Origin of the sequence: Pseudomonas sp. RIT623 (assembly GCF_004519305.1) — a bacterium.
Classification (GTDB): domain Bacteria; phylum Pseudomonadota; class Gammaproteobacteria; order Pseudomonadales; family Pseudomonadaceae; genus Aquipseudomonas.
Genome location: NZ_SOZA01000058.1, coordinates 1 through 20,640, shown reverse-complemented (window position 1 = coordinate 20,640; position 20,640 = coordinate 1). Strand labels below are relative to the sequence as shown.

20 protein-coding genes are annotated in these 20,640 nt (G+C 64.1%); 5 read left to right on the top strand and 15 right to left on the bottom strand.

Annotated elements, in window-relative coordinates; genetic code table 11:
* Positions 1 to 163: 163 nt before the first annotated feature.
* Together E3U47_RS24045 and E3U47_RS24040 are read right to left on the bottom strand one after the other, a co-directional pair.
* Positions 164 to 1,033 carry a LysR family transcriptional regulator gene (locus tag E3U47_RS24045; protein ID WP_134694070.1) on the bottom strand — a complete coding sequence of 290 codons (870 nt, stop codon included), beginning with the start codon at positions 1,031 to 1,033 and terminating at the stop codon, positions 164 to 166.
* Positions 1,034 to 1,043: 10 nt separating this feature from the next.
* Complete coding sequence (locus E3U47_RS24040) at positions 1,044 to 3,290, bottom strand: heavy metal translocating P-type ATPase (protein WP_134694069.1); 2,247 nt, start codon at positions 3,288 to 3,290, stop codon at positions 1,044 to 1,046.
* 188 nt (positions 3,291 to 3,478) lie between these two features.
* Here E3U47_RS24040 and cadR point away from each other — a divergent pair, with 188 nt between their 5' ends.
* Positions 3,479 to 3,922: a cadmium resistance transcriptional regulator CadR gene (cadR, locus tag E3U47_RS24035; protein ID WP_134694068.1), complete on the top strand. Its 444-nt coding sequence runs from the start codon at positions 3,479 to 3,481 to the stop codon at positions 3,920 to 3,922.
* Between the two features lie 81 nt (positions 3,923 to 4,003).
* Here the strand turns inward: cadR and E3U47_RS24030 are convergent, their stop codons facing one another.
* The 3 genes from E3U47_RS24030 to E3U47_RS24020 are packed head-to-tail and all read right to left on the bottom strand — an operon-like array spanning position 4,004 to position 6,632.
* Complete coding sequence (locus E3U47_RS24030; RefSeq protein WP_134694067.1) at positions 4,004 to 4,975, bottom strand: thymidylate synthase; 972 nt, start codon at positions 4,973 to 4,975, stop codon at positions 4,004 to 4,006.
* 48 nt (positions 4,976 to 5,023) lie between these two features.
* A complete protein-coding gene (gene lgt / locus E3U47_RS24025; RefSeq protein WP_134694066.1) occupies positions 5,024 to 5,833 on the bottom strand; it encodes a prolipoprotein diacylglyceryl transferase in 810 nt (269 codons plus the stop codon).
* A 16-nt stretch (positions 5,834 to 5,849) separates the two neighbouring features.
* A complete protein-coding gene (locus E3U47_RS24020; protein WP_134694065.1) occupies positions 5,850 to 6,632 on the bottom strand; it encodes a sulfite exporter TauE/SafE family protein in 783 nt (260 codons plus the stop codon).
* Between the two features lie 131 nt (positions 6,633 to 6,763).
* Between E3U47_RS24020 and E3U47_RS24015 the strand changes: the two genes are divergently transcribed.
* Positions 6,764 to 7,510, top strand: coding sequence for an NRDE family protein (locus tag E3U47_RS24015; protein ID WP_134694064.1), 747 nt, complete (start codon positions 6,764 to 6,766; stop codon positions 7,508 to 7,510).
* Between the two features lie 113 nt (positions 7,511 to 7,623).
* On the opposite strand, the gene ptsP is transcribed toward E3U47_RS24015, so the two are convergent.
* The 4 genes from ptsP to ilvA form a co-directional block, all read right to left on the bottom strand.
* Positions 7,624 to 9,897 (bottom strand): phosphoenolpyruvate--protein phosphotransferase, encoded by a 2,274-nt coding sequence (ptsP, locus tag E3U47_RS24010; protein ID WP_134694063.1) that lies wholly within the window; start codon positions 9,895 to 9,897, stop codon positions 7,624 to 7,626.
* A 22-nt stretch (positions 9,898 to 9,919) separates the two neighbouring features.
* Positions 9,920 to 10,399, bottom strand: a complete 480-nt coding sequence (locus E3U47_RS24005; RefSeq protein WP_029614755.1) for an RNA pyrophosphohydrolase — start codon at positions 10,397 to 10,399, stop codon at positions 9,920 to 9,922.
* 138 nt (positions 10,400 to 10,537) lie between these two features.
* On the bottom strand, positions 10,538 to 10,963 hold the full coding sequence (locus E3U47_RS24000) for a DUF2269 domain-containing protein (RefSeq protein ID WP_134694062.1): 426 nt from the start codon (positions 10,961 to 10,963) through the stop codon (positions 10,538 to 10,540).
* 87 nt (positions 10,964 to 11,050) lie between these two features.
* The gene (gene ilvA / locus E3U47_RS23995; RefSeq protein ID WP_134694061.1) at positions 11,051 to 12,565 is read right to left on the bottom strand and encodes a threonine ammonia-lyase, biosynthetic; all 1,515 of its coding nucleotides are present in this window, start codon (positions 12,563 to 12,565) and stop codon (positions 11,051 to 11,053) included.
* 133 nt (positions 12,566 to 12,698) lie between these two features.
* Between ilvA and rpiA the strand changes: the two genes are divergently transcribed.
* Positions 12,699 to 13,373, top strand: a complete 675-nt coding sequence (rpiA, locus tag E3U47_RS23990; protein WP_134694060.1) for a ribose-5-phosphate isomerase RpiA — start codon at positions 12,699 to 12,701, stop codon at positions 13,371 to 13,373.
* Positions 13,374 to 13,508: 135 nt separating this feature from the next.
* Here the strand turns inward: rpiA and E3U47_RS23985 are convergent, their stop codons facing one another.
* The 4 genes from E3U47_RS23985 to E3U47_RS23970 all read right to left on the bottom strand — a co-directional run bounded on the left by E3U47_RS23985 (position 13,509) and on the right by E3U47_RS23970 (position 17,686).
* The gene (locus E3U47_RS23985) at positions 13,509 to 14,414 is read right to left on the bottom strand and encodes an SdiA-regulated domain-containing protein (RefSeq protein ID WP_134694059.1); all 906 of its coding nucleotides are present in this window, start codon (positions 14,412 to 14,414) and stop codon (positions 13,509 to 13,511) included.
* Positions 14,415 to 14,504: 90 nt separating this feature from the next.
* Positions 14,505 to 15,425: an SdiA-regulated domain-containing protein gene (locus E3U47_RS23980; protein WP_134694058.1), complete on the bottom strand. Its 921-nt coding sequence runs from the start codon at positions 15,423 to 15,425 to the stop codon at positions 14,505 to 14,507.
* A 172-nt stretch (positions 15,426 to 15,597) separates the two neighbouring features.
* Positions 15,598 to 16,263 carry a fumarylacetoacetate hydrolase family protein gene (locus E3U47_RS23975; protein WP_134694057.1) on the bottom strand — a complete coding sequence of 222 codons (666 nt, stop codon included), beginning with the start codon at positions 16,261 to 16,263 and terminating at the stop codon, positions 15,598 to 15,600.
* Positions 16,264 to 16,288: 25 nt separating this feature from the next.
* Positions 16,289 to 17,686, bottom strand: a complete 1,398-nt coding sequence (locus E3U47_RS23970; RefSeq protein ID WP_134694056.1) for an FAD-binding oxidoreductase — start codon at positions 17,684 to 17,686, stop codon at positions 16,289 to 16,291.
* A gap of 171 nt (positions 17,687 to 17,857) precedes the next feature.
* Here E3U47_RS23970 and serA point away from each other — a divergent pair, with 171 nt between their 5' ends.
* Entirely contained in the window at positions 17,858 to 19,087 is a 1,230-nt protein-coding gene (gene serA, locus E3U47_RS23965; protein WP_134694055.1) for a phosphoglycerate dehydrogenase, read from the top strand.
* Positions 19,088 to 19,160: 73 nt separating this feature from the next.
* Here the strand turns inward: serA and E3U47_RS23960 are convergent, their stop codons facing one another.
* Entirely contained in the window at positions 19,161 to 19,637 is a 477-nt protein-coding gene (locus E3U47_RS23960) for a DUF4399 domain-containing protein (RefSeq protein ID WP_134694054.1), read from the bottom strand.
* A gap of 227 nt (positions 19,638 to 19,864) precedes the next feature.
* On the opposite strand from E3U47_RS23960, the gene E3U47_RS23955 reads away from it, so the two are divergent.
* Positions 19,865 to 20,326 carry an ABC transporter substrate-binding protein gene (locus E3U47_RS23955; RefSeq protein WP_134694053.1) on the top strand — a complete coding sequence of 154 codons (462 nt, stop codon included), beginning with the start codon at positions 19,865 to 19,867 and terminating at the stop codon, positions 20,324 to 20,326.
* Between the two features lie 64 nt (positions 20,327 to 20,390).
* On the opposite strand, the gene E3U47_RS23950 is transcribed toward E3U47_RS23955, so the two are convergent.
* On the bottom strand, positions 20,391 to 20,640 hold a 250-nt coding region (locus E3U47_RS23950; RefSeq protein ID WP_134694052.1), incomplete at its 5' end, for a DUF523 domain-containing protein.

Genomic DNA, 20,640 nt, shown 5'->3' with positions numbered 1-20,640 from the left:
TCGCCCCACTACGCAAGAACTCCACTCGGCCTCCTGAAGTCGCAATTTGTGTCGCCTGAGCTATCGCGCGCTTAGAAGCAAAATCAAAAACAGAGCAAGAGCAAGAGCAAGAGCAAGAAAGTTGCGTTGTTATTTGTGGCTTTCGGTCAAGAGAAGAGCACTTTCAGAACTGCGACCCAACAACTTCCTGCGCCACGCCAAGAAACGCCGCCGGCAACCGCGCCTGACGCCGCTCTTTCAGGCAATATAAATATTCATGCATCACCGGCGCATTTTCCAACGCCAACACCCGTAACTCCGGATTATGCGGTACTTCATGCCGGGCAATGACACTGATACCGATATTGCGCAAAACCGCCTCGCGAATCGACTCCCGGCTGCCAATCTCCAGCAAAGCCCCAGCCTTGACCCCCGCCTCCTGCATCATCTGCTCAGTCAGCTTGCGCGTGGTCGAGCCCGCTTCGCGCATCAGCAGGCAATGCCCCGCCACCGCATCGATCGACACCGCCTGACGCTGGGCCAACGGGTGGTTTCGATGCACCGCCATCACCAACGGATCAGTCCCCAACACCCGACGCACCAACCGCGCATCCTCGAGCAATTGCGACGACACGGCGATATCCACCCGATAGTCCTCGAGCATTTCCAGCACCTGCTGCGAGTTGCCGATCTCCACCGCCACCTCCACCTGGGGCAGGCGCTCGCGAAAGACCTTCACCAAGTCGAGGATGTAGTACGGCGCCGTGGCGGCGATGCGCAGGCTGCCCTGGGCCTGGCCGCTGTTGCGCAGCTCGAACTCGATGTCGGCTTCCTGCTGCAACAGCGCCTTGACCAACGGCAGCAAGCGCACACCCTCTTCGCTCAGCACCAGGCGTCGACCACCACGGTAGAACAACTCGACGTTGTACTGGCTTTCGAGGTTGCGAATCTGCGTGGTCACCGTCGGCTGGCTAAGCCCGAGCTTCTTCGCCGCCAGGGTGACGCTACCCTGGCGGGCCACCATGTAGAAGGCTTTGAGCTCGGCACTGAGCATTGCATGACCTCTATTTGCGCAATAAACGCAGACCGTTGAACACCACCAGCAGGCTCACCCCCATGTCGGCGAACACCGCCATCCACATGGTGGCCATGCCGGCGAAGGTGATCGCCAGGAAAATCGCCTTGATCCCCAGGGCCAGCACGATGTTCTGGGTGAGAATCGCCCCACATTGGCGCGACAGCCTGACGAACGCCGGGATTTTGCGCAAGTCGTCGTCCATCAACGCCACGTCGGCGGTCTCGATGGCAGTGTCGGTTCCGGCGGCGGCCATGGCGAAGCCGATCTCGGCGCGGGCCAGGGCCGGGGCGTCGTTGATGCCGTCACCGACCATGCCGACCCGGTGCTGCTGGGCGTACAGGCTCTCGATGGTGGCCAGCTTGTCCGCCGGCAACAGGTTGCCCTCGGCGCGGTCTATCCCCACCTGGGCGGCGATAGCCTGCGCGGTGTGCGGATTGTCGCCGGTCAGCATGACGGTTTTGATACCCAGTTCATGCAACTCGGCGATGGCCTGGCGACTGCTGTCCTTGACCGTGTCGGCCACGGCGAACAACGCCAGCGGACCGTTGCGGTCGAGCAGCAGCACCACGGTCTTGCCCTGGCGCTCCAGCACGTCCAGTTGCGCCTCCAGTTGCGGCGAGCACAAGCCGAGTTCCTCCACCAGGCGATGGTTGCCCAGGTGGTAGGTCTGGCCGTCGATATCACCGCGCACACCACGCCCGGCTAGCGCCGCGAACTCGGTGACCTCGTTCAGGACCAGGCCCTGGTCCTTGGCGAACAGCGCGATGGCACCGGACACCGGGTGGTCGGAGCGGGCCGCCAGGCTGGCGGCCAGGGCCTGGGCGCGGTCTTCGAACAGCCTGTCGAGCACCTGGCTGTCGGTCTGCACCGGCTTGCCGTGGGTGATGGTGCCGGTCTTGTCCAGGGCCAGGTAGTCCAGCTTGCGACCGCCCTCCAGGTACACCCCGCCCTTGATCAGGATGCCCTTGCGCGCCGCCGCGGCCAGGCCGCTGACGATGGTCACCGGGGTGGAGATCACCAGCGCGCACGGGCAGGCCACCACCAGCAGCACCAGGGCCCGGTAGATCCAGTCGAACCAGGCGCCGGCCATGAACAGCGGCGGAATCACCGCCACGGCCAGGGCAACGGCGAACACCACCGGGGTATAGATGCGCGAGAACTGATCGACGAAGCGCTGGGTCGGCGCACGGGCGCCCTGGGCCTGCTCGACAGCCTTGATGATGCGCGCCAGGGTCGACTGGCCGGCGGCCGCGCCGACTCGAAACTCCAGCGCGCCGGCCTGGTTGATGGTGCCGGCGAACAGCTTGTCGCCCACGGTTTTTTCAACCGGCAGGCTTTCACCGGTGATCGGCGCCTGGTCGACGCTGGACTGGCCACTGACCACCTCGCCATCCAGGCCGATACGCTCGCCGGGGCGCACCCGCACCAGGGCACCGATGGCTACCTCGCGCACATCGACTTCACGCCACTGGCCATCGGCCTGCTGCACGGTGGCCATGTCCGGCGCCAACTGCATCAGCCCGCCAATGGCATTGCGCGCGCGGTCCAGCGAGCGCGCCTCGATCAGCTCGGCGACGGTGAACAGCACCATCACCATCGCCGCTTCCGGCCACTGGCCGATCAGCACGGCGCCGGTCACGGCGATGCTCATCAGCGCATTGATATTGAGATTGCGGTTTTTCAGGGCAATCCAGCCCTTCTTGTAGGTGCCCAGGCCACACCCAAGGATGGCGGCCAAGGCCAGCGCGGCCACCAGCCACTCCGGGGCTTTGCCGGAGAAATGCGCAAGCTCTGCGGCGATGGCGGCAACCCCCGCCAACGCCAGCGGCCACCAGCGGGTCTTGGCAGCCTGTGGCGCAGCGGCACTGCCATCGTCCTCGGCGGCCAGCGGCTCGGCCTTCATGCCCAGGCTGTCGATGGCCCGCTCGATCTCGGCGGTATCGCCCAGGGTGTGACGCACGCCCAGTACCCGGTTGATCAGGTTGAACTCCAGTTGCTCGACGCCGGCCAGCTTGCCCAGCTTGTCCTGGATCAGGGTCTGCTCGGTGGGGCAGTCCATGGCCTCGATACGAAAGCGACTGAGACGCGCCTGGTCACTGGCCTTCGCGGTCAGTTGCACCTTGGCCGGCGCGGCGTGAGAGCCGCAGCAACTGTGCGCATGGGGTTCGTGGCCATGACCCTTTTCACCATGGTCGTGGTCATGCTTGTGTTCGGGGCTGACAGGCTGGTTCATGGCATCGTCCTTAAAGGGAGCTTGCTTCCTGTAGGAGCCAGCCTAGCTGGCGAAAGCGTCCGCCCAGGCAAAGGTGTCGTCCCTGCTGACGCCTTCGCCGGCAAGCCGGCTCCTACGGGGAGGGTTGTTGCCAAGTGAACACCCTGTAGCCACTATAGGGTCAAGCCCCTTGTTGGAGATTTGCCATCATGAAGATCGGAGAGCTGGCCAAAGCCACCGACTGCGCGGTCGAGACCATTCGCTATTACGAGCGTGAACAGCTGCTGCCAGAGCCTGCGCGCAGCGACGGCAACTACCGGCTGTATACCCAGGCGCATGTCGAGCGGCTGACCTTCATCCGCAACTGCCGCACCTTGGACATGACCCTGGACGAAATTCGCAGCCTGCTGAACCTGCGCGACAGCCCGGATGGCTCATGCGGCAGCGTCAATGCGCTGATCGACGCGCATATCGAGCATGTGCAGGCGAGGATCGATGGGCTGGTGGCACTGCAGGTACAGCTGGTGGAACTGCGGCAGCAGTGCAATGCGCAGGGGGCGGAGTGCGCAATCTTGCAGCAGCTGGAGACGAATGGGGCGGTGACCATGCCAGAGGTGGAGCATTCCCACGTGGGGCGTAGCCACGGGAATTGAAATCACATCGCGGGGCAAGTCGCATCGGTGCGCCGATGCGACTTGCCCCGCGATTGTTCAAGCTCAGGCGTTGAAGGGCTGTCAGACCGCCATCGGCGCCGTCATCGGCGCATGGTGCTCGTAGCCTTCCAGCCAGAAGTCGCTCGGCTCGATCTTCTCCAGCCACTGCGGCTCGTACTTGCCGGTATCGGCAAACGCCGGTACGCGGTCGCTGATCACCAGCTTGGGCGCCGCCAGCGGCTCTCGCTTCATCTGCTCGCCCAGCATCTGCAGGTGGTTCTCGTACACATGGGCATCGCCGATGAAGTAGGTGAACCAGCGCGGGGTGTAGCCGGTCAGGCGGCCGAACAGCGACAGCAGCGCCGCGCCTTCGGTGAGGTTGAACGGCGTGCCCAGGCCCAGGTCGTTGGAGCGAATGTAGAGGGTCAGGGAGATTTCCTTGGTCTCGACATTCGGGTGGAACTGGTACAACAGGTGGCACGGCGGCAGGGCCATCTCGTCGAGCTGGGCGCAGTTCCAGCCGTGGAACAGGATGCGCCGGCTGCCCGGGTCGTTGACGATGGTGTCCAGGCACTGGCGCACCTGGTCGATGGCCTTGTACAGGATGACGAACGCCTGGCCGTCCTCCTCGTCCCTGGCGATCTGGCGGAAGCCCGCCTGTTCGGCCATCGCGATGGCTGCCGGGTTGCTCAGCGCAATACGCTTGTAGCCCGGCCACTGGCGCCACTGCACGCCGTAGATCTCGCCGAGGTCGTCATGGCCCTGGCGGAACGGGTTGGCCAGCCACTGGGCGTTCTCGTTGGCGTTCTGGTCCCAGACCTTGCAGCCCAGGTCGCGGAACTCGCCGGCGTTCTTCACGCTGCGCAAAAAACCCACCATCTCGCCGATCGCCGACTTGAACGCCAGCTTGCGCGTGGTGATGGCCGGGAAGCCTTTTTGCAGGTCGAAGCGCAGCATGGCGCCCGGCAAGCTGATGGTGCGCACGCCGGTGCGGTTCTGCTGCAGCGTGCCGTTGTCGATGACGTCACGCACCAGGTCTAGATACTGTTTCATGGCTTACCTGTAGCAAGGACGGCAGGGGGATCGCCCCTGCCGGAAAAATCAAACGGTGGCCTTGGCCGTCGGTTTGCGGTTGTAGGCCCACCAGATCAGGAACAGGCCGCCGACGATCATCGGCACGCAGAGCAGCTGACCCATGGTCAGCCAGCCGAAGGCGATATAACCCAGTTGCGCGTCGGGCACCCGCACGAACTCCACGATGAAGCGGAAGATGCCATAGAACAGCGCGAACATGCCGGAAACCGCCATGGTCGGGCGCGGCTTGCGCGAGTACAGCCAAAGGATGGCGAATAATGCCACACCTTCGAGGGCGAACTGGTACAGCTGCGACGGGTGACGTGGTAGCTGCGCCGGATCGCTGAACGGCGGGAACACCATGGCCCACGGCACATCGGTGGCCTTGCCCCACAGCTCGGCGTTGATGAAGTTGCCGATGCGCCCGGCCCCCAGGCCGATCGGCACCAGCGGGGCGACGAAGTCCATCAGCTCGAAGAACGACTTGTTGTTGCGCTTGCCGAACCACAGCGCCGCCAGCATCACGCCGATAAAGCCGCCGTGGAACGACATGCCGCCCTTCCACACCTCGAAGATCAGCGTCGGGTTGGCCAGGTACTGGTGCAGGTCGTAGAACAGCACGTAGCCCAGGCGGCCGCCGACGATCACCCCCATCGACAGCCAGAACACCAGGTCGGAGAGTTTCTCGCGGTTCCAGGTCGGGTCGAAGCGGTTCAGCCGGCGCGAGGCCAGCAGCCAGGCGCCGCCGATGCCGATCAGGTACATCAGGCCGTACCAGTGGATTTTCAGTGGACCGAGGGCCACGGCCACCGGGTCGATCTGCGGGTAAGGCAGCATTGTCTTTCCTCTAGATTCAGATAAGGAAGCTGAGTCCGACGCAGAACAGCAGCGCGGCGAACAGACGCTTGAGCACGCGCGGCGACAGTTTGTGCGCCAGACGCGCGCCGTAGCGAGCGAAGAACATGCTGGTGGCGGCGATGCCGACCAGCGCCGGAAGATAGACGTAGCCCAGGCTGTGGGCCGGCAAGTGTTCCTCGTGCCAACCCAGCCACATGAAGCCCAGGGCGCTGGCCAGGGCGATCGGCAGGCCGCAGGCCGACGAAGTCGCCACGGCCTGCTGCATGGGCAGGCTGCGCCAGGTCAGGAACGGCACGGTCAAGGAGCCGCCACCGATGCCGAAGATCGCCGAGGCCCAGCCGATCACCCCGCCAGCGGCGGCCAGGCCCGGCTTGCCGGGGATGCCGCGGCTGGCCTTGGGCTTGAAGTCCAAGGCCATCTGCACGGCGATCACCAGGGCGAACACGCCGATGATCTTCTGCAGCATCGGGCCCTGGATCAACGAGGCGGTCTTGGCCCCGACCAGCGCGCCGAGCAGGATACCCAGGGTCATCCAGGCGAAGATCGGCCATTGCACCGCGCCCTTGCGCTGGTGCTCGCGCACGGCATTGATCGAGGTGAAGACGATGGTCGCCAGCGAAGTACCGACAGCCAGGTGGGTCAGCACCGAAGGGTCGAAGCCCTGCAAGGTGAAGCTGAACACCAGCACCGGCACGATGATGATGCCGCCACCGACGCCGAACAGCCCGGCCAGCACGCCGGCGCAGGCGCCCAACAGCAGATAGAGAGCGAATTCCATTCGTGGCCCCTGTGGAAAACAATCCGGCATGGTAACGGAAGCCAAGCCCGGCGCTCTAGTGAACTCTGTGTCAGATGATGGATAGCCACCGACTACGCGGGTAGAGTGGCCGAAAACACAGGGGACAACCTATGTGCCTGATCGTATTCGCCTGGCGGCCGGGGCACGCCTTGCCGCTGATCGTCGCGGCCAACCGCGACGAGTTCTATGCCCGGCCGACCCAGGCCCTGGCAGCCTGGGAGGATGCCCCTGGGGTGCACGCCGGGCGCGACCTGGAAGCCGGCGGCACCTGGCTGGGCATCGGCCCGGGCGGACGCTTCGCGGCGCTGACCAACATCCGCGACCCAGGCCGGCCGGTGGGGCCGCGCTCACGCGGCGAATTGGTGGCGGCGTACCTGCAAGGCGAGCTGGGGGTCAAGGCCTACCTGGACCAGGTGGCCAGCCGCAGCGGGCAGTACTCGGGTTTCAACCTGCTGGTGGGTGACAGCGAGCGGCTGGGTTACCTGCATGCCCGGGAGCCGGCGCCACGCTTGTTGGGCGCCGGGGTCTACGGGCTGTCGAATGCCGGGCTGGATACGCCTTGGCCGAAGCTGGTGAAGGCGCGCAGTGGGTTGGAGGGATTGCTTGAGAGCGCCGATCCACAGCGACTATTGGCGCTGCTGGGCGATACACAGCCTGCGTTGGACGGCGACTTACCTGAGACTGGAGTGGGGCTGGCCACCGAGCGACTGCTGTCGAGCGTGTTCATTGCCAGCCAGAACTACGGGACGCGGGCGAGCACGGTGCTGATCGTGGACGGCCAGGGGCGGCGGCGGATGGCCGAGCGCAGTTTCGGGCCGTTTGGCGGGCACCTCGGGGAGGTCAGCCTGGAGGTTTGAGGTGGTTTACGGGCGGTTCGCCGGCAAAGCCGGCTCCTACAGGATAGGCGTAACGCCGCGACCGTCGCAGGAGCCGGCTTTGCCGGCGAAAGGGCCCGTCCAGGCGCAGCGAATCAGAGGGTCTTGTTCGGCCCGATCATCCGCGCCAGCCCGAGGTTCTTCAGTGCCAGCTGCAACGAGCTGTGGATAACTTGCGGGTTGTCGTGGCTCATGGCATCGGCCAGCAACTCACGAGCCTTGCCCAGGTTGACCTGGCGCAGCATCCACTTGACCTTAGGCAGGTTGGTGGCGTTCATCGACAAGCTGTCGAAGCCCATGGCCATCAACAGGATTGCCGCCGCCGGGTCACCGGCCATCTCGCCGCAGATGCTCACCGGCTTGCCTTCCTCGTGGGCGACGCTGACCACCGTCTGCAACGCTTGCAGCACCGCCGGGTGCAGGTAGTCGTACAGGTCGGCGACCCGTGGATTGTTGCGGTCCACCGCCAGCAGGTACTGGGTCAGGTCGTTGGAGCCGACCGACAGGAAGTCCACCTGGCGCGCCAGTTCGCGGGTCTGGTAGACCGCGGCCGGAATCTCCACCATCACCCCCACCGGCGGCATCGGCACGTCGGTGCCTTCGTCACGCACCTCTCCCCAGGCGCGGTGGATCAGGTGCTGGGCTTCTTCCAGCTCGTGGATGCCGGAAATCATCGGCAGCAGGATGCGCAGGTTGTTCAGGCCCTCGCTGGCCTTGAGCATGGCGCGGGTCTGCACCAGGAAGATTTCCGGATGGTCGAGGGTCACGCGAATGCCGCGCCAGCCAAGGAACGGGTTTTCTTCCTTGATCGGAAAATACGACAACGACTTGTCGCCGCCGATGTCGAGGCTGCGCATGGTCACCGGCAGCGGATGGAACGCTTGCAGTTGCTCGCGGTAAATCGCCAGCTGTTCTTTCTCGCTGGGGAAGCGCTGGTTGATCATGAACGGCACTTCGGTGCGATACAGGCCGACGCCCTCGGCGCCACGCTGCTGGGCGCGGGCGACATCGGCGAGCAGGCCGGTGTTGACCCACAGCGGCATGCGGTGGCCGTCGGGGGTGATGCATGGCAGCTCGCGCAGGGCGTCGAGGCCCTGGGCCAGTTGGCGCTCTTCCTCGACCACGTCGCTGTACTGCTTGCGCAGCACCTCGCCAGGGTTGGTGAACACCTCGCCCTTGTAACCGTCGACGATCAGCTCGATGCCATCGACCTTCGAATACGGCAGGTCGACCAGGCCCATTACAGTGGGGATGCCCATGGCTCGGGCGAGGATCGCCACGTGGGAGTTGCCCGAGCCGAGCACCGACACCAGGCCCACCAGCTTGCCTTCGGGCACTTCGCCGAGCATGGCCGGGGTCAGCTCCTCGCTGACCAGGATGGTGTTGTCCTGGTACACCAGCGACTGCGAACGGGCTTCCTGCAGGTAGGCGAGCAGGCGCCGGCCGAGGTCCTTGACGTCAGAGGCGCGCTCACGCAGGTAATCGTCGTCCATCAGCTCGAAACGATTGACGTGCTCGCCGACCACCTGGCGCAGCGCGCCCTGGGCCCACTGGCCGGTCTTGATGACCTCGATCACCTCGCCACCGAGGGCGGCGTCCTCGAGCATCATCAGGTACACATCGAACAGCGCGCGCTCCTCGGGACGCAGCTGGGTGGCCAGCTTGGCCGACAGCTTGCGCATGTCCTCGCGCACGCCTTCGAGGGCGTTGTTGAACAGCTTCAGTTCGTTGTCGATGTCCTCGACGGTCTTGTCCGGCACCACTTCCAGGTCGGCTGGGGGCAGCATCACCACGGCACGGCCGACCGCCGCGCCGGGCGAACCCGGCACGCCGACGAAGCGCGCCTCCTGAATGCCCTTGCCTTGACGCCCCAGGCCACGGATCGAGCCGGTGGCCTCGGCGTGGGCGATCACCCCGGCGAGCTGGGCGCTCATGGTGACCAGGAAAGCTTCCTCGCCTTCATCGAACTGGCGGCGCTCCTTCTGCTGGATGACCAGCACCCCAACCACGCGACGGTGGTGGATGATCGGCGCACCGAGGAAGGAGGCGAATTTCTCTTCGCCGGTCTCGGCGAAGTAGCGGTAGCGGGGGTGGTCGGCGGCGTTCTCGAGGTTGAGCGGCTCCTCGCGGGTGCCGACCAGGCCAACCAGACCCTCGTTGGGGGCCATGCTGACCTTGCCGATGGAGCGCTTGTTCAGGCCCTCGGTGGCCATCAGCACGAAGCGGTTGCTGTCCGGGTCGAGCAGGTACACCGAGCAGACCTGGCTGCCCATGGCTTCCTTGACGCGCAAGACAATGATCCCCAACGCCGTCTTGAGATCTTTGGCGGAGTTCACTTCCTGGACGATCTTGCGCAGCGTATTGAGCATGGCTCGGGGTCGGACTCCGTCGTCAGTCGCGCGTCAGCAGGCGCGGGGCTAGCTCTTTCAGGGCGCGCCGGTACACCTCGCGCTTGAATGTCACCACCTGGCCCAGCGGATACCAGTAGCTGACCCAGCGCCAGCCGTCGAATTCCGGTTTGCCGGTGAGGTCCATGCGCACCCGTTGCTCGTTGCTCACCAGGCGCAGCAGGAACCACTTCTGTTTCTGGCCGATGCACAGCGGTTGGCTGTGGGTGCGCACCAGGCGCTGGGGTAAACGATAACGCAACCAGCCACGGGTGCAGGCAAGAATTTCCACATCCTCGCGCTCCAGGCCCACTTCTTCGTTCAGCTCGCGGTACAGGGCATCTTCCGGCGTTTCATCAGGGTTGATGCCTCCCTGGGGAAACTGCCAGGCATCCTGGTTGATCCGCCGAGCCCATAGCACCTGCCCGGCATCATTCGTAAGAATGATCCCGACATTGGGGCGAAAACCATCCGGGTCGATCACGGCAGCAACCTCGCAAACGCATGTCGCCGCATTGTTCCACAAAGCCCGAGCGCGCAGCAACGCGCCCGCCACGCTTATCTGCGACGCGCTGGCAAGGCTGCACCAGCAAGGCTGGCTCCTACAGGTGGGAGCAGGCCCTCAAACCGGCTTGGCGCCCATCAGGCCGGCAATGGACAGGAAGCACGCACCACTGAACAGCGCCAACGCCAGGGTGAATTTCAGGCCCACCGCCTCGGCCTTGCGCAGGCGGTTCAGGCGCACCAGCAACCACCACGCGGCGAACGCGCCAACGCTGTAGATGACGCTGGAGGCCAGCACCCAGGTCTGCCCCAGGGGCCAACCGACCAGGTGCACCAGCCACCAGCCGGTGAACGGCATGCTCACCAGGCATAGGCCCATCAGCAGCCAGACGAACAGCAGCGGCCGGCGCAGCAGCTTGGCATAGGCCTCGCTGTCACCCTGGCGGCGGGCCCGCCAGGTCCAGATCGCCAGGCCCAGGGCGCCGAGCAGCAGCAAGGCGGTGGCGAGGATGTGCAGGGTCTTGAGGGTGGTCAGGTGTTCCATTTTGCCTTCGTCCTTCTTGCTGATGGCCGCATCGCGGGGCAAGTCGCATCGGCGTACCGCCGCTCCCACGAGGCCAGTGTGGCGTGTTCAGCCCAAGAATAGCCGGTACGCCGGGTTCTCGGTTTCGTCCCAGTACGGGTAGCCGATCTTGGCCAGTGCCGCCGGCACCAGGTGGCGTTCTTCCTCCGGCACTTGCAGGCCCGCGACCACGCGGCCATCGGCGGCGCCGTGGTTGCGGTAGTGGAACATCGAGATGTTCCAGCGCCCCCCCAGCTTGTTGAGGAAGTTGAACAGCGCCCCTGGGCGCTCGGGAAACTCGAAGCGCAGCACCATCTCGTCGCTGGCTCCGGCCGAGTGGCCGCCGACCATGTGGCGGATATGCAACTTGGCCAGTTCGTTATCGGTCAGGTCGGTCACCGGGAAACCCTGCTCGCCCAGTTGCTGCACCAAGGCGGCACGCGGGTCGGTTTCCGGGTGGGTCTGCACGCCGACGAAGATATGCGCCTCGTCGGAGGTGTGCTTGCGGTAGTTGAATTCGGTGATCTGGCGTTTGCCGATGGCCTCGCAGAAGGCCTTGAAGCTGCCCGGGCGCTCGGGAATGGTCACGGCGATGATCGCCTCGCGCTTCTCGCCCAGCTCGGCGCGCTCGGCCACATGGCGCAGGCGGTCGAAATTGACGTTGGCGCCTGAGTCGATGGCCACCAGGGTCTGCCCGGCAACGCCCTTGAGCTCGACGTACTTCTTGATCCCAGCCACGCCCAGGGCGCCGGCAGGTTCGGTGATCGAGCGGGTATCGTCGTAGATATCCTTGATTGCCGCGCAGATCTCGTCGGTACTGACGGTGATCACCTCGTCCACATGATGGCGGCAGATGTCGAAGGTGTGCTGGCCGATCTGCGCCACGGCAACGCCATCGGCGAACAGCCCGACCTGGGGCAACACCACGCGCTCGCCAGCGGCCATGGCGGCCTGCAGGCAGTTGGAGTCGTCCGGCTCGACGCCGATCACCTTGATTTCCGGGCGCAGGTACTTCACGTAGGCGGCGATGCCGGCGATCAGGCCGCCGCCGCCGACCGGCACGAAGATCGCGTCCAGCTGGCCCGGATGCTGGCGCAGGATCTCCATGGCCACCGTGCCCTGCCCGGCAATGGTGTGCGGGTCGTCGTAGGGGTGGATGTAGACGAAGCCTTTTTCCTCGACCAGCTTCAGCGAGTAGGCCAGCGCCTCGGGGAAGGAGTCGCCGTGCAGCACCACCTTGCCGCCCCGCGAACGCACGCCTTCGACCTTGATTTCCGGGGTAGTCTTGGGCATCACGATGGTCGCCTTGATCCCCAGTTCGCGAGCCGCCAGGGCCACGCCCTGGGCGTGGTTGCCGGCCGAGGCGGTGACCACGCCGCGGGCCAGCTCCTCGGCACTGAGCTGCGCCAGCTTGTTGTAGGCCCCGCGAATCTTGAACGAGAACACCGGTTGCAGGTCCTCGCGCTTGAGCAGCACCGTGTTGCCCAGACGCTTGCTCAATTGCCCGGCGCTGTGCAGCGGGGTTTCGACGGCAACGTCGTAGACGCGCGAGGTGAGGATCTTCTTGACGTACTGTTCGAGCATCGGAAAGCTTCACTGGGCCGCGGGACAAGGGCTGGGAGTCTACCGCAGCGCTACGTCGGGCGACCACAGCAACGCCGCAGGAGCCGTTATACTAGGCAACTTTCGAAATCCGCCCGCCCCTCCCGGAGCCCGCATGACCCAGGACCAACTCAAACAGGCCGTCGCCCAGGCCGCCGTCGACCTCATCCTGCCGAAACTGGACGACAAAAGCGTCGTCGGTGTCGGCACCGGCTCGACCGCCAATTTCTTCATCGACGCCCTGGCCCAGCACAAGACCGCCTTCGACGGCGCCGTCGCCAGCTCCGAAGCCACCGCCCAGCGCCTGAAGGGCCACGGCATTGCGGTATACGAGCTGAACAGCGTCAGCGAGCTGGAGTTCTACGTCGACGGCGCCGACGAAAGCGACGCCCACCTCAACCTGATCAAGGGCGGCGGCGCGGCCCTGACCCGCGAGAAGATCGTCGCGGCAGTGGCCAAGACCTTCATCTGCATTGCCGACGCCAGCAAGCTGGTACCGGTGCTCGGCGCCTTCCCGCTGCCGGTCGAAGTGATCCCGATGGCCCGCAGCCACGTCGCGCGCCAGCTGGTCAAGCTGGGCGGCGACCCGGTCTATCGCGAAGGCGTGGTCACCGACAACGGCAACGTCATTCTCGACGTGTTCAACCTGCAGATCACCGACCCGGTGGCGCTGGAAAGCCAGATCAACGCCATCGTCGGCGTGGTCACCAACGGCCTGTTCGCCGCGCGTCCAGCCGATGTGCTGCTGCTGGGTACCGCTGAAGGCGTGAAGACCCTCAAGGCCGAGTGAGCCCTATCGCGCTCAAGGCTTGCGCGATACCACAAAAATTTCCGGGGCCGCCTTGCGGCCCATTCGCGGCACAAGGCCGCTCCTACAAGGGCAAGCGTAAACCCGCTTGCCCCACGATAGCGCCAACCCAGGCAATCAATCTGCCGGCTGCTTGAACACATAGAACAGGTTCGGCTCACTGACCAGATAGATGGTCCCCGCCTCGTCCATCGCGATTCCCTCCGCCTGCGGCACCGTCGCCTGCAAACCCTGAAAGCCCTTGCGCAATGACAAGGTGCTCAACGGCCGACCTTTGACATCCAGCTCCAACACCAGCCGCGACTCGTCCGACAGCGCCAGCAGGTGCCCACTGCGCTCGTCGAACTGCAAGCTGGACAAGTCACGCACGAACAGCCGGCGGTCACGCTTGCGGTCCTGCACCACGTGCACGGCATAGGGTTTGTCGGGATTGTCGTGGGGGAAGCCGTGCACCTCGTAGATCATCATCGGGTCACGCTCCTTGGCCACGAACAGGCGCTTGCCGGCCGAGTCGTAGGCCAGCCCCTCGAAACCCTTGTTGCCGTTCAGGCCGATGCCCAGGGACAGTTGCTCGGCATCGTTGGCGTCGAGGAACAGCGTGTCGTCGTCCAGGCGCACACGTATCAACCGCTGCTCACGCTCGTCGGTGATCACGTAGCTGTTGGGGCCCACGTACTCCACCGCCTCGGGGTCGCCGAAGCCGGTCAGCGGCACCCGCCGCAGGATGCGCCCGTCCAGTGATAGCTCGATCAGCTCCGACTTGGCGTTGGTGACGGTGAACAAGCTCTTGCGGTCAGGGTCGTAGGTCAGCGCCGAAATATCGTCGTCCAGCCCTTGGACGGGCTGCGCCTCGATCACCACTTGGTAACGGTCCAGGCCCATGCTCTGCTCGGCCGGCTGCCACCAGGTCTTGAGGTTGAACCAGCCGCGCTCGAACAGCCGGAACTCGTGCCCGGCCACGCCCAGCACGAGCAAAGGAACGAACACGACAAAGACCAGAAACAGGCGAAAGGGACGGCGCATGGTGGCAGACTCGGCTGAAGGAGCACGCATCTAACCACTATCAACTGAAGCAAAGCTTAATGCCATCATCGGCGATAGCTGAGGATGCTGTCAGGGTTTTCTGAAGCGATAGAACAGGTTCGGCTCACTGACGATATACAGCGTGCCTTGCTCGTCCATGGCCACGCCCTCGGCCCGCGGGACGGTGTCCTGCAGGCCATTGAAGCCGCCCAGCAGGGTCATGAAGCTGACCTGTTCGCCCTGCTCGTCCAGCTCCAGCAGCATGTTGGAGTCGGCCGAAAGCACCAGCAGATGACCGGTGCGCGGGTCGACACCCAGGGCCGACAGGTTGCGCAGGTCCAGCTCGTCGTTGGGCAGTGCTTGCTTGTCGCCCTGCAAGGGGCTGCGGCCATCGGTGCTCCAGGTGTACAGCTTCGGCGGACGCTCCTCGCCGATGATCAGGCGTTGACGCGACGCGTCCCAGGCAATGGCCTCGTAGCCCTTGTTGCCCTTGTCGGCGTCGCCCAGGTCATGGCTCGGGTAGTCGCCGCGGTCGAGCGAGGTAGTGGTGGCATCCACCTTGACCACTGTCAGGTCATGGTGGCGCTCATCGACGATGGCGATCTGGCCGTCCTCGAGCACCGCAACGCCTTCAGGGTTGGCCCAGCCGACCAGGGGGATCTTGCGCAGGACATCGCCTTCGAGGTTCAGCTCGACGAGAAACGGATGCTTGCCCATTACCGAGAACAGCGTGCGGGTTCGCGGGCTGTAGGCCAGATCGGACGCTTCGTCACGCTCCATGCCAGGCAATGGCTTGGCATCGATGTCTGCCACATAGTCTGGCAACCAGATGCTTTCCTGACGCTCGGCCTGGCTCTCGAAGCCTTCCTTCACCCACAACAGCCCCCGGTCATCCCAGTGCATGGCCATCACCACCCCATAGCCGATTAACGCTGCCACAGCCAAGGCAAAGGGCCAGCGCCGATAGAAGCGGCGCTTGGCAAGGATCGGGGCACTGGCGGGAGACGGCATGCAAGGGTCCTGGAAGAAATAGGTGAAGTTTTGCGCATTATCCGGATAAGGTGTGAAAAAAACGGTAAAAGCACAGGCAAAGCCTGTAGGAGCCAGCCTTGCTGGCGAACCAGGCGACGCGGAGGATGGCACCGGCTACGCCGGCGCCTACCTGGATCTGGGCGAGGCCGGGTCAGAGCACCCGGCCTTCGAAGCGGCTGGCGCCGGGAAGCTCGAGCACCAGTTCATCGCCAACATTGAACGGCCCCACGCCGGCCGGGGTGCCAGTGAGAATCACATCGCCCGGTTGCAGCGCAAAGTGCCCTGCAATGTGCTGGATCATCGGCACGATAGGGTTGAGCATAAGCGCGCTGTTGCCATCCTGGCGCACTTCACCATTGATGGTCAGACGAATTCCGATATCGGCCAGATCGTCGAAAGTCCCCGCCGACACGAACGGTGGCAACACACAGGCACCATCGAAGCTCTTGGCCAGTTCCCACGGCAGGCCCTTTTCCTTTAGCGTTGCCTGCACCTCGCGCAGGGTGAGGTCGAGCGCCGGGGCATAGCCGGAAATGGCGTCGAGCACCTCTTCCACGGTCGGATGGGTGGACAGCGGCTTGCCCAGCAGCACGGCGATCTCCGCCTCGTAATGCACCGAACCGCGGTCGGTCGGGATCTTGAAACCACCTTCCAGGGGCACCACACAACTGCCCGGCTTGATGAACAGCAGCGGTTCGCTGGGGATAGGGTTGTCCAGTTCCTTGGCGTGCTCGGCGTAGTTACGGCCGATGCACACCACCTTGCCCAGCGGGAAGTGAATACGCGTGCCGTCTACGTACTGGTGCTGGTAACTCATGGCCGACTCCTGTGAACACTGCTTTTTATTCGGGAGCGAAGATCTTACCCGGATTCATGATGCCGTTCGGATCGAACACCGCCTTGATTGCCTTCATGCAGGCGATTTCCTCCGGCGAGCGGCTGTAGCCAAGGTAGTCGCGCTTGGTCATGCCCACGCCGTGCTCGGCGGAAATCGAGCCGTGGTAGCGCTCGACGATCTCGAACACCCATTTGTTGACCTTGGCGCACGAGGCGAAGAAGTCATCCTTGCTCATGGCGTCGGGCTTGAGGATGTTCAGGTGCAGGTTGCCGTCGCCGATATGGCCATACCAGACCACTTCGTAGTCGGGGTAGTGCTCGCCGACGATGGCATCGATATCGCGCAGGAACGCCGGGACCTTGGAGACGGTGACGGAAATGTCGTTCTTGTACGGGGTCCAGTGGGAGATGGTCTCGGACAGGTACTCGCGCAGCTTCCACAAATTCTTCAGCTGCGTCTCGCTCTGGCTCATCACCCCATCCAGCACCCAACCTTGCTCGACGCAGTGCTCGAAGGTGGCCAGCGCCTCGTTGGCCACCTCCTCGGTGCTGGCCTCGAACTCCAGCAAGGCATAGAACGGGCACTGGGTGGCGAACGGCGCCGGCACGTCGCCGCGGTCCATGATCTTGGCCAGGCCCTTGTCGGAGAAGAACTCGAAGGCAGTCAGGTCGAGCTTGCCCTGGAAGGCGTGCAGCACCGGCATGATCGCGTCGAAGTCGGGCGTGCCCAGTACCATGGCGGTAAGGTTGCGCGGCGCGCGGTCCAGGCGCATGGTCGCCTCGACCACGAAGCCCAGGGTGCCCTCGGCGCCGATGAACAGCTGGCGCAAGTCGTAGCCGGTGGCGTTCTTGATCAGGTCTTTATTCAGCTCAAGCAACTCGCCCCGGCCAGTGACCACCTTCAGCCCGGCCACCCAGTTGCGGGTCATGCCGTAGCGAATCACCTTGATCCCGCCAGCGTTGGTGCCGATATTGCCACCCACCTGGCTGGAGCCGCTGGAGGCGAAGTCCACCGGGTAGTACAGCCCCTGATCCTCGGCGAACTGCTGAAGCTGCCGGGTTACCACGCCCGGCTGGCACACGACGGTTCTATCGAACTCATTGAAGGCCAGGATCTGGTTCATGTAGTCGAAGGCGACCACCACCTCGCCATGGGCGGCCACCGCAGCGCCCGACAAGCCTGTACGCCCGCCCGATGGCACCAAGGCGACCTTGTGCCTGTTGGCCCAGCGCACGATGGCCTGGACTTGATCGATGGATTTGGGGAAGACGATGGCGCTGGGCGCGGGCGGATAGTGCTTGGTCCAGTCCTTGCCGTAGGTGTCGAGCGAGGCGGGGTCGGTGAGGACCTTGCCAGGGTCGACCAGGGTCATCAGTTCATCAATTACCAGGGACTGGGTCATCGCGGGAACTCTCGACTTATTCATAGTCACCCTGAGCACGCTTCACCTGTCGGGATAAGCTCAGATTGAGTCGCGTATGCTAGCATAGCCCTCCCGCTGTTCGTGCTAAGGCCGACGCCGCGCCGCTTCACCCCCCCTCGCCATTTTTCTCCGGGATACAGGTTTACGCAGATGAGCAAGACTTCTCTCGACAAGAGCAAGATCAGGTTCCTTCTTCTTGAAGGCGTCCACCAGAATGCGGTGGATACCCTGAAGGCTGCCGGGTACACCAATATCGAGTACCTCACCGGTTCGCTGCCAGACGCCGAACTCAAGGAAAAGATCGCAGATGCCCACTTCATCGGCATCCGCTCGCGCACCCAGCTGACCGAAGAGGTCTTCGACTGTGCGAAGAAACTGGTCGCGGTCGGCTGTTTCTGCATCGGCACCAACCAGGTCGACCTGGGCGCTGCCCGCGAGCGCGGCATTGCCGTGTTCAACGCGCCGTACTCCAACACCCGTTCGGTGGCCGAACTGGTGCTGGCCGAAGCGATCCTGCTGCTGCGTGGCATCCCTGAGAAAAACGCCTCCTGCCACCGTGGCGGCTGGATCAAGAGCGCGGCCAACTCGTTCGAGATCCGTGGCAAGAAACTGGGCATCGTCGGCTACGGCTCGATCGGCACCCAGTTGTCGGTCCTGGCCGAGAGCCTGGGCATGCAGGTGTACTTCTACGACCCGCTGACCAAGCTGCCGCTGGGCAACGCGACCCAGGTCGCCAGCCTGAACGAACTGCTGGGCCTGGCCGACATCGTCTCGCTGCACGTGCCGGAGCTGCCATCCACCCAGTGGATGATCGGCGAGAAGGAAATCCGCGCGATGAAGAAGGGCGCGATCCTGATCAACGCCGCCCGTGGCACCGTGGTCGAGCTCGACCACCTGGCCGCCGCGATCAAGGACAAGCACCTGATCGGCGCCGCCATCGACGTGTTCCCGGTCGAGCCGCGCTCCAACGACGAAGAGTTCGAAAGCCCGCTGCGTGGCCTGGACAACGTGATCCTGACCCCGCACATCGGTGGTTCCACCGCCGAAGCCCAAGCCAACATCGGCCTGGAAGTGGCCGAGAAACTGGTCAAGTACAGCGACAACGGTACCTCCGTGTCGTCGGTCAACTTCCCTGAAGTGGCCCTGCCGGCCCACCCGGGCAAGCACCGCCTGCTGCACATCCACGAAAACATCCCGGGCGTGCTCAGCGAAATCAACAAGGTATTCGCCGAGAACGGCATCAACATCTCCGGTCAGTTCCTGCAGACCGACGAGAAAGTGGGTTACGTGGTGATCGACGTCGACGCCGAGTACTCGGACCTGGCCCAGGAAAAACTGCAGCATGTGAAGGGCACTATTCGCTCGCGCGTACTGTTCTAAGTTTGCCAGTTGCATGAAAAAGGGAGGCCCTGGTGGCCTCCCTTTTCCGTTGCGCGTGTCTACAGAGCAAGCGTCATTTGACGTTGACGGTGATCTTCTGCGACTCGACGCTCGGCTTGAACGGCACGTGGTACATGTCGCCCAGCACCAGTTGCAGGGTGTGCTTGCCCGGTGCCAGGGTGATGGTCGCCTCGGTCTGCGCCTTGCCGAAATGCAGCACTTGCGGGCCGGCAGGCAAGGGGGCGTTGTTCTCCGGCATCAGGCTGGTCGGCAGCGGCATGTCGGCGACCGGCGCCTTGTCCACGTCCACCAGCAGGTGGTGATGCCCGGTGTGCGGGGTCTGGTCGCCGGCGGGCTTCAGACCCATGCCCTCGATACCGAACTTGACGGTGAAGGTCTTGTCGACCGTGGCCCCGTCGGCCGGGGAAACGATGAAGACCTTGGCGCCTTCCGGTGGCTGCTGGCTCTTCAGGGCATCCGCGGCACTGGCGAACACCGACACCCCCATCAGCAGACCGGCGACGGCAGCACGCGAAAATAGGCTTTTCATTCACTTCTCCTGTAATTCACTTCAAATGACCGCTATCACTTAAACGAAGTGCGGCGGTACTTCACCATAGTCCACCTGCACCTGGAGTGGTTCAAAAATCACCGCGCAAATATTTGCCCAGCATGGCAAACATAAGGCTTGGACCGAGGTCATAGGCTGCGTTCGACCGGCGCACGCACAAAGCGCCGGCGGATGAAACCCACCTGCCAAACAAGAAAGGGGCTCTCATGCGTTTGACCATTGGCGTACTGCTGGCAGCATTGTTCACTCCACTGGCCCAGGCCGAACTGATCGATGAAATCAACGACCGGGGGGAGTTGCGCATTGCGGTACAAAGCGACGCCGCGCCCTATGCCTTCAAGCATGATGAACACCTGAGCGGTTTCGATATCGAGCTTGGCCAGGCATTGGCCCGAGAACTGGACCTGCGCGCCGAGTTCATCGAAACGCCCGCCGCGCAAGCGCTGGCGGGGGTGGAGAGTGGCAAGGTCGACATCACCGTCGATAAGCCCGATGCACAAAGCAAACTCCCACCTGCATTGAGCGTCAGCCAACCCTTTGGCGACCAACACCTGGTGATTCCATTCCAGAAGGACAATCCGGCGTTCGAGAGCGCGGTGAACAATGCCTTGCAGCGGCTCAAGGACAATGGGCGCCTGGCCGAGCTGGAACAGAAGTGGTTCCCGTAGGAGCCAGCCTTGCTGGCGAACAGCCCTGAAAACGCTGTGGAGCCGTTCGCCAGCAAGCTGGCTCCTACAGGTCGGTGTGACGAAGGGCCTGCGCGGCCTGGTCCAGCTCCAGCTCGCTGAACACCTGCACCCCTTCGCGTCGCAGCAGGGCCGTGGTCACCCCTTCCCCCGTCACCTTCACACCCGTGAAGCTGCCGTCATAGGTCAACCGGTTGCCACACGATGGGCTACCGGACTTGAGCACCGCCACGCGGATGCCATGCCGGCGCACCAGCGCCAGCGCCAGTTGCGCCCCAGCCATGAACGCCGCGCTG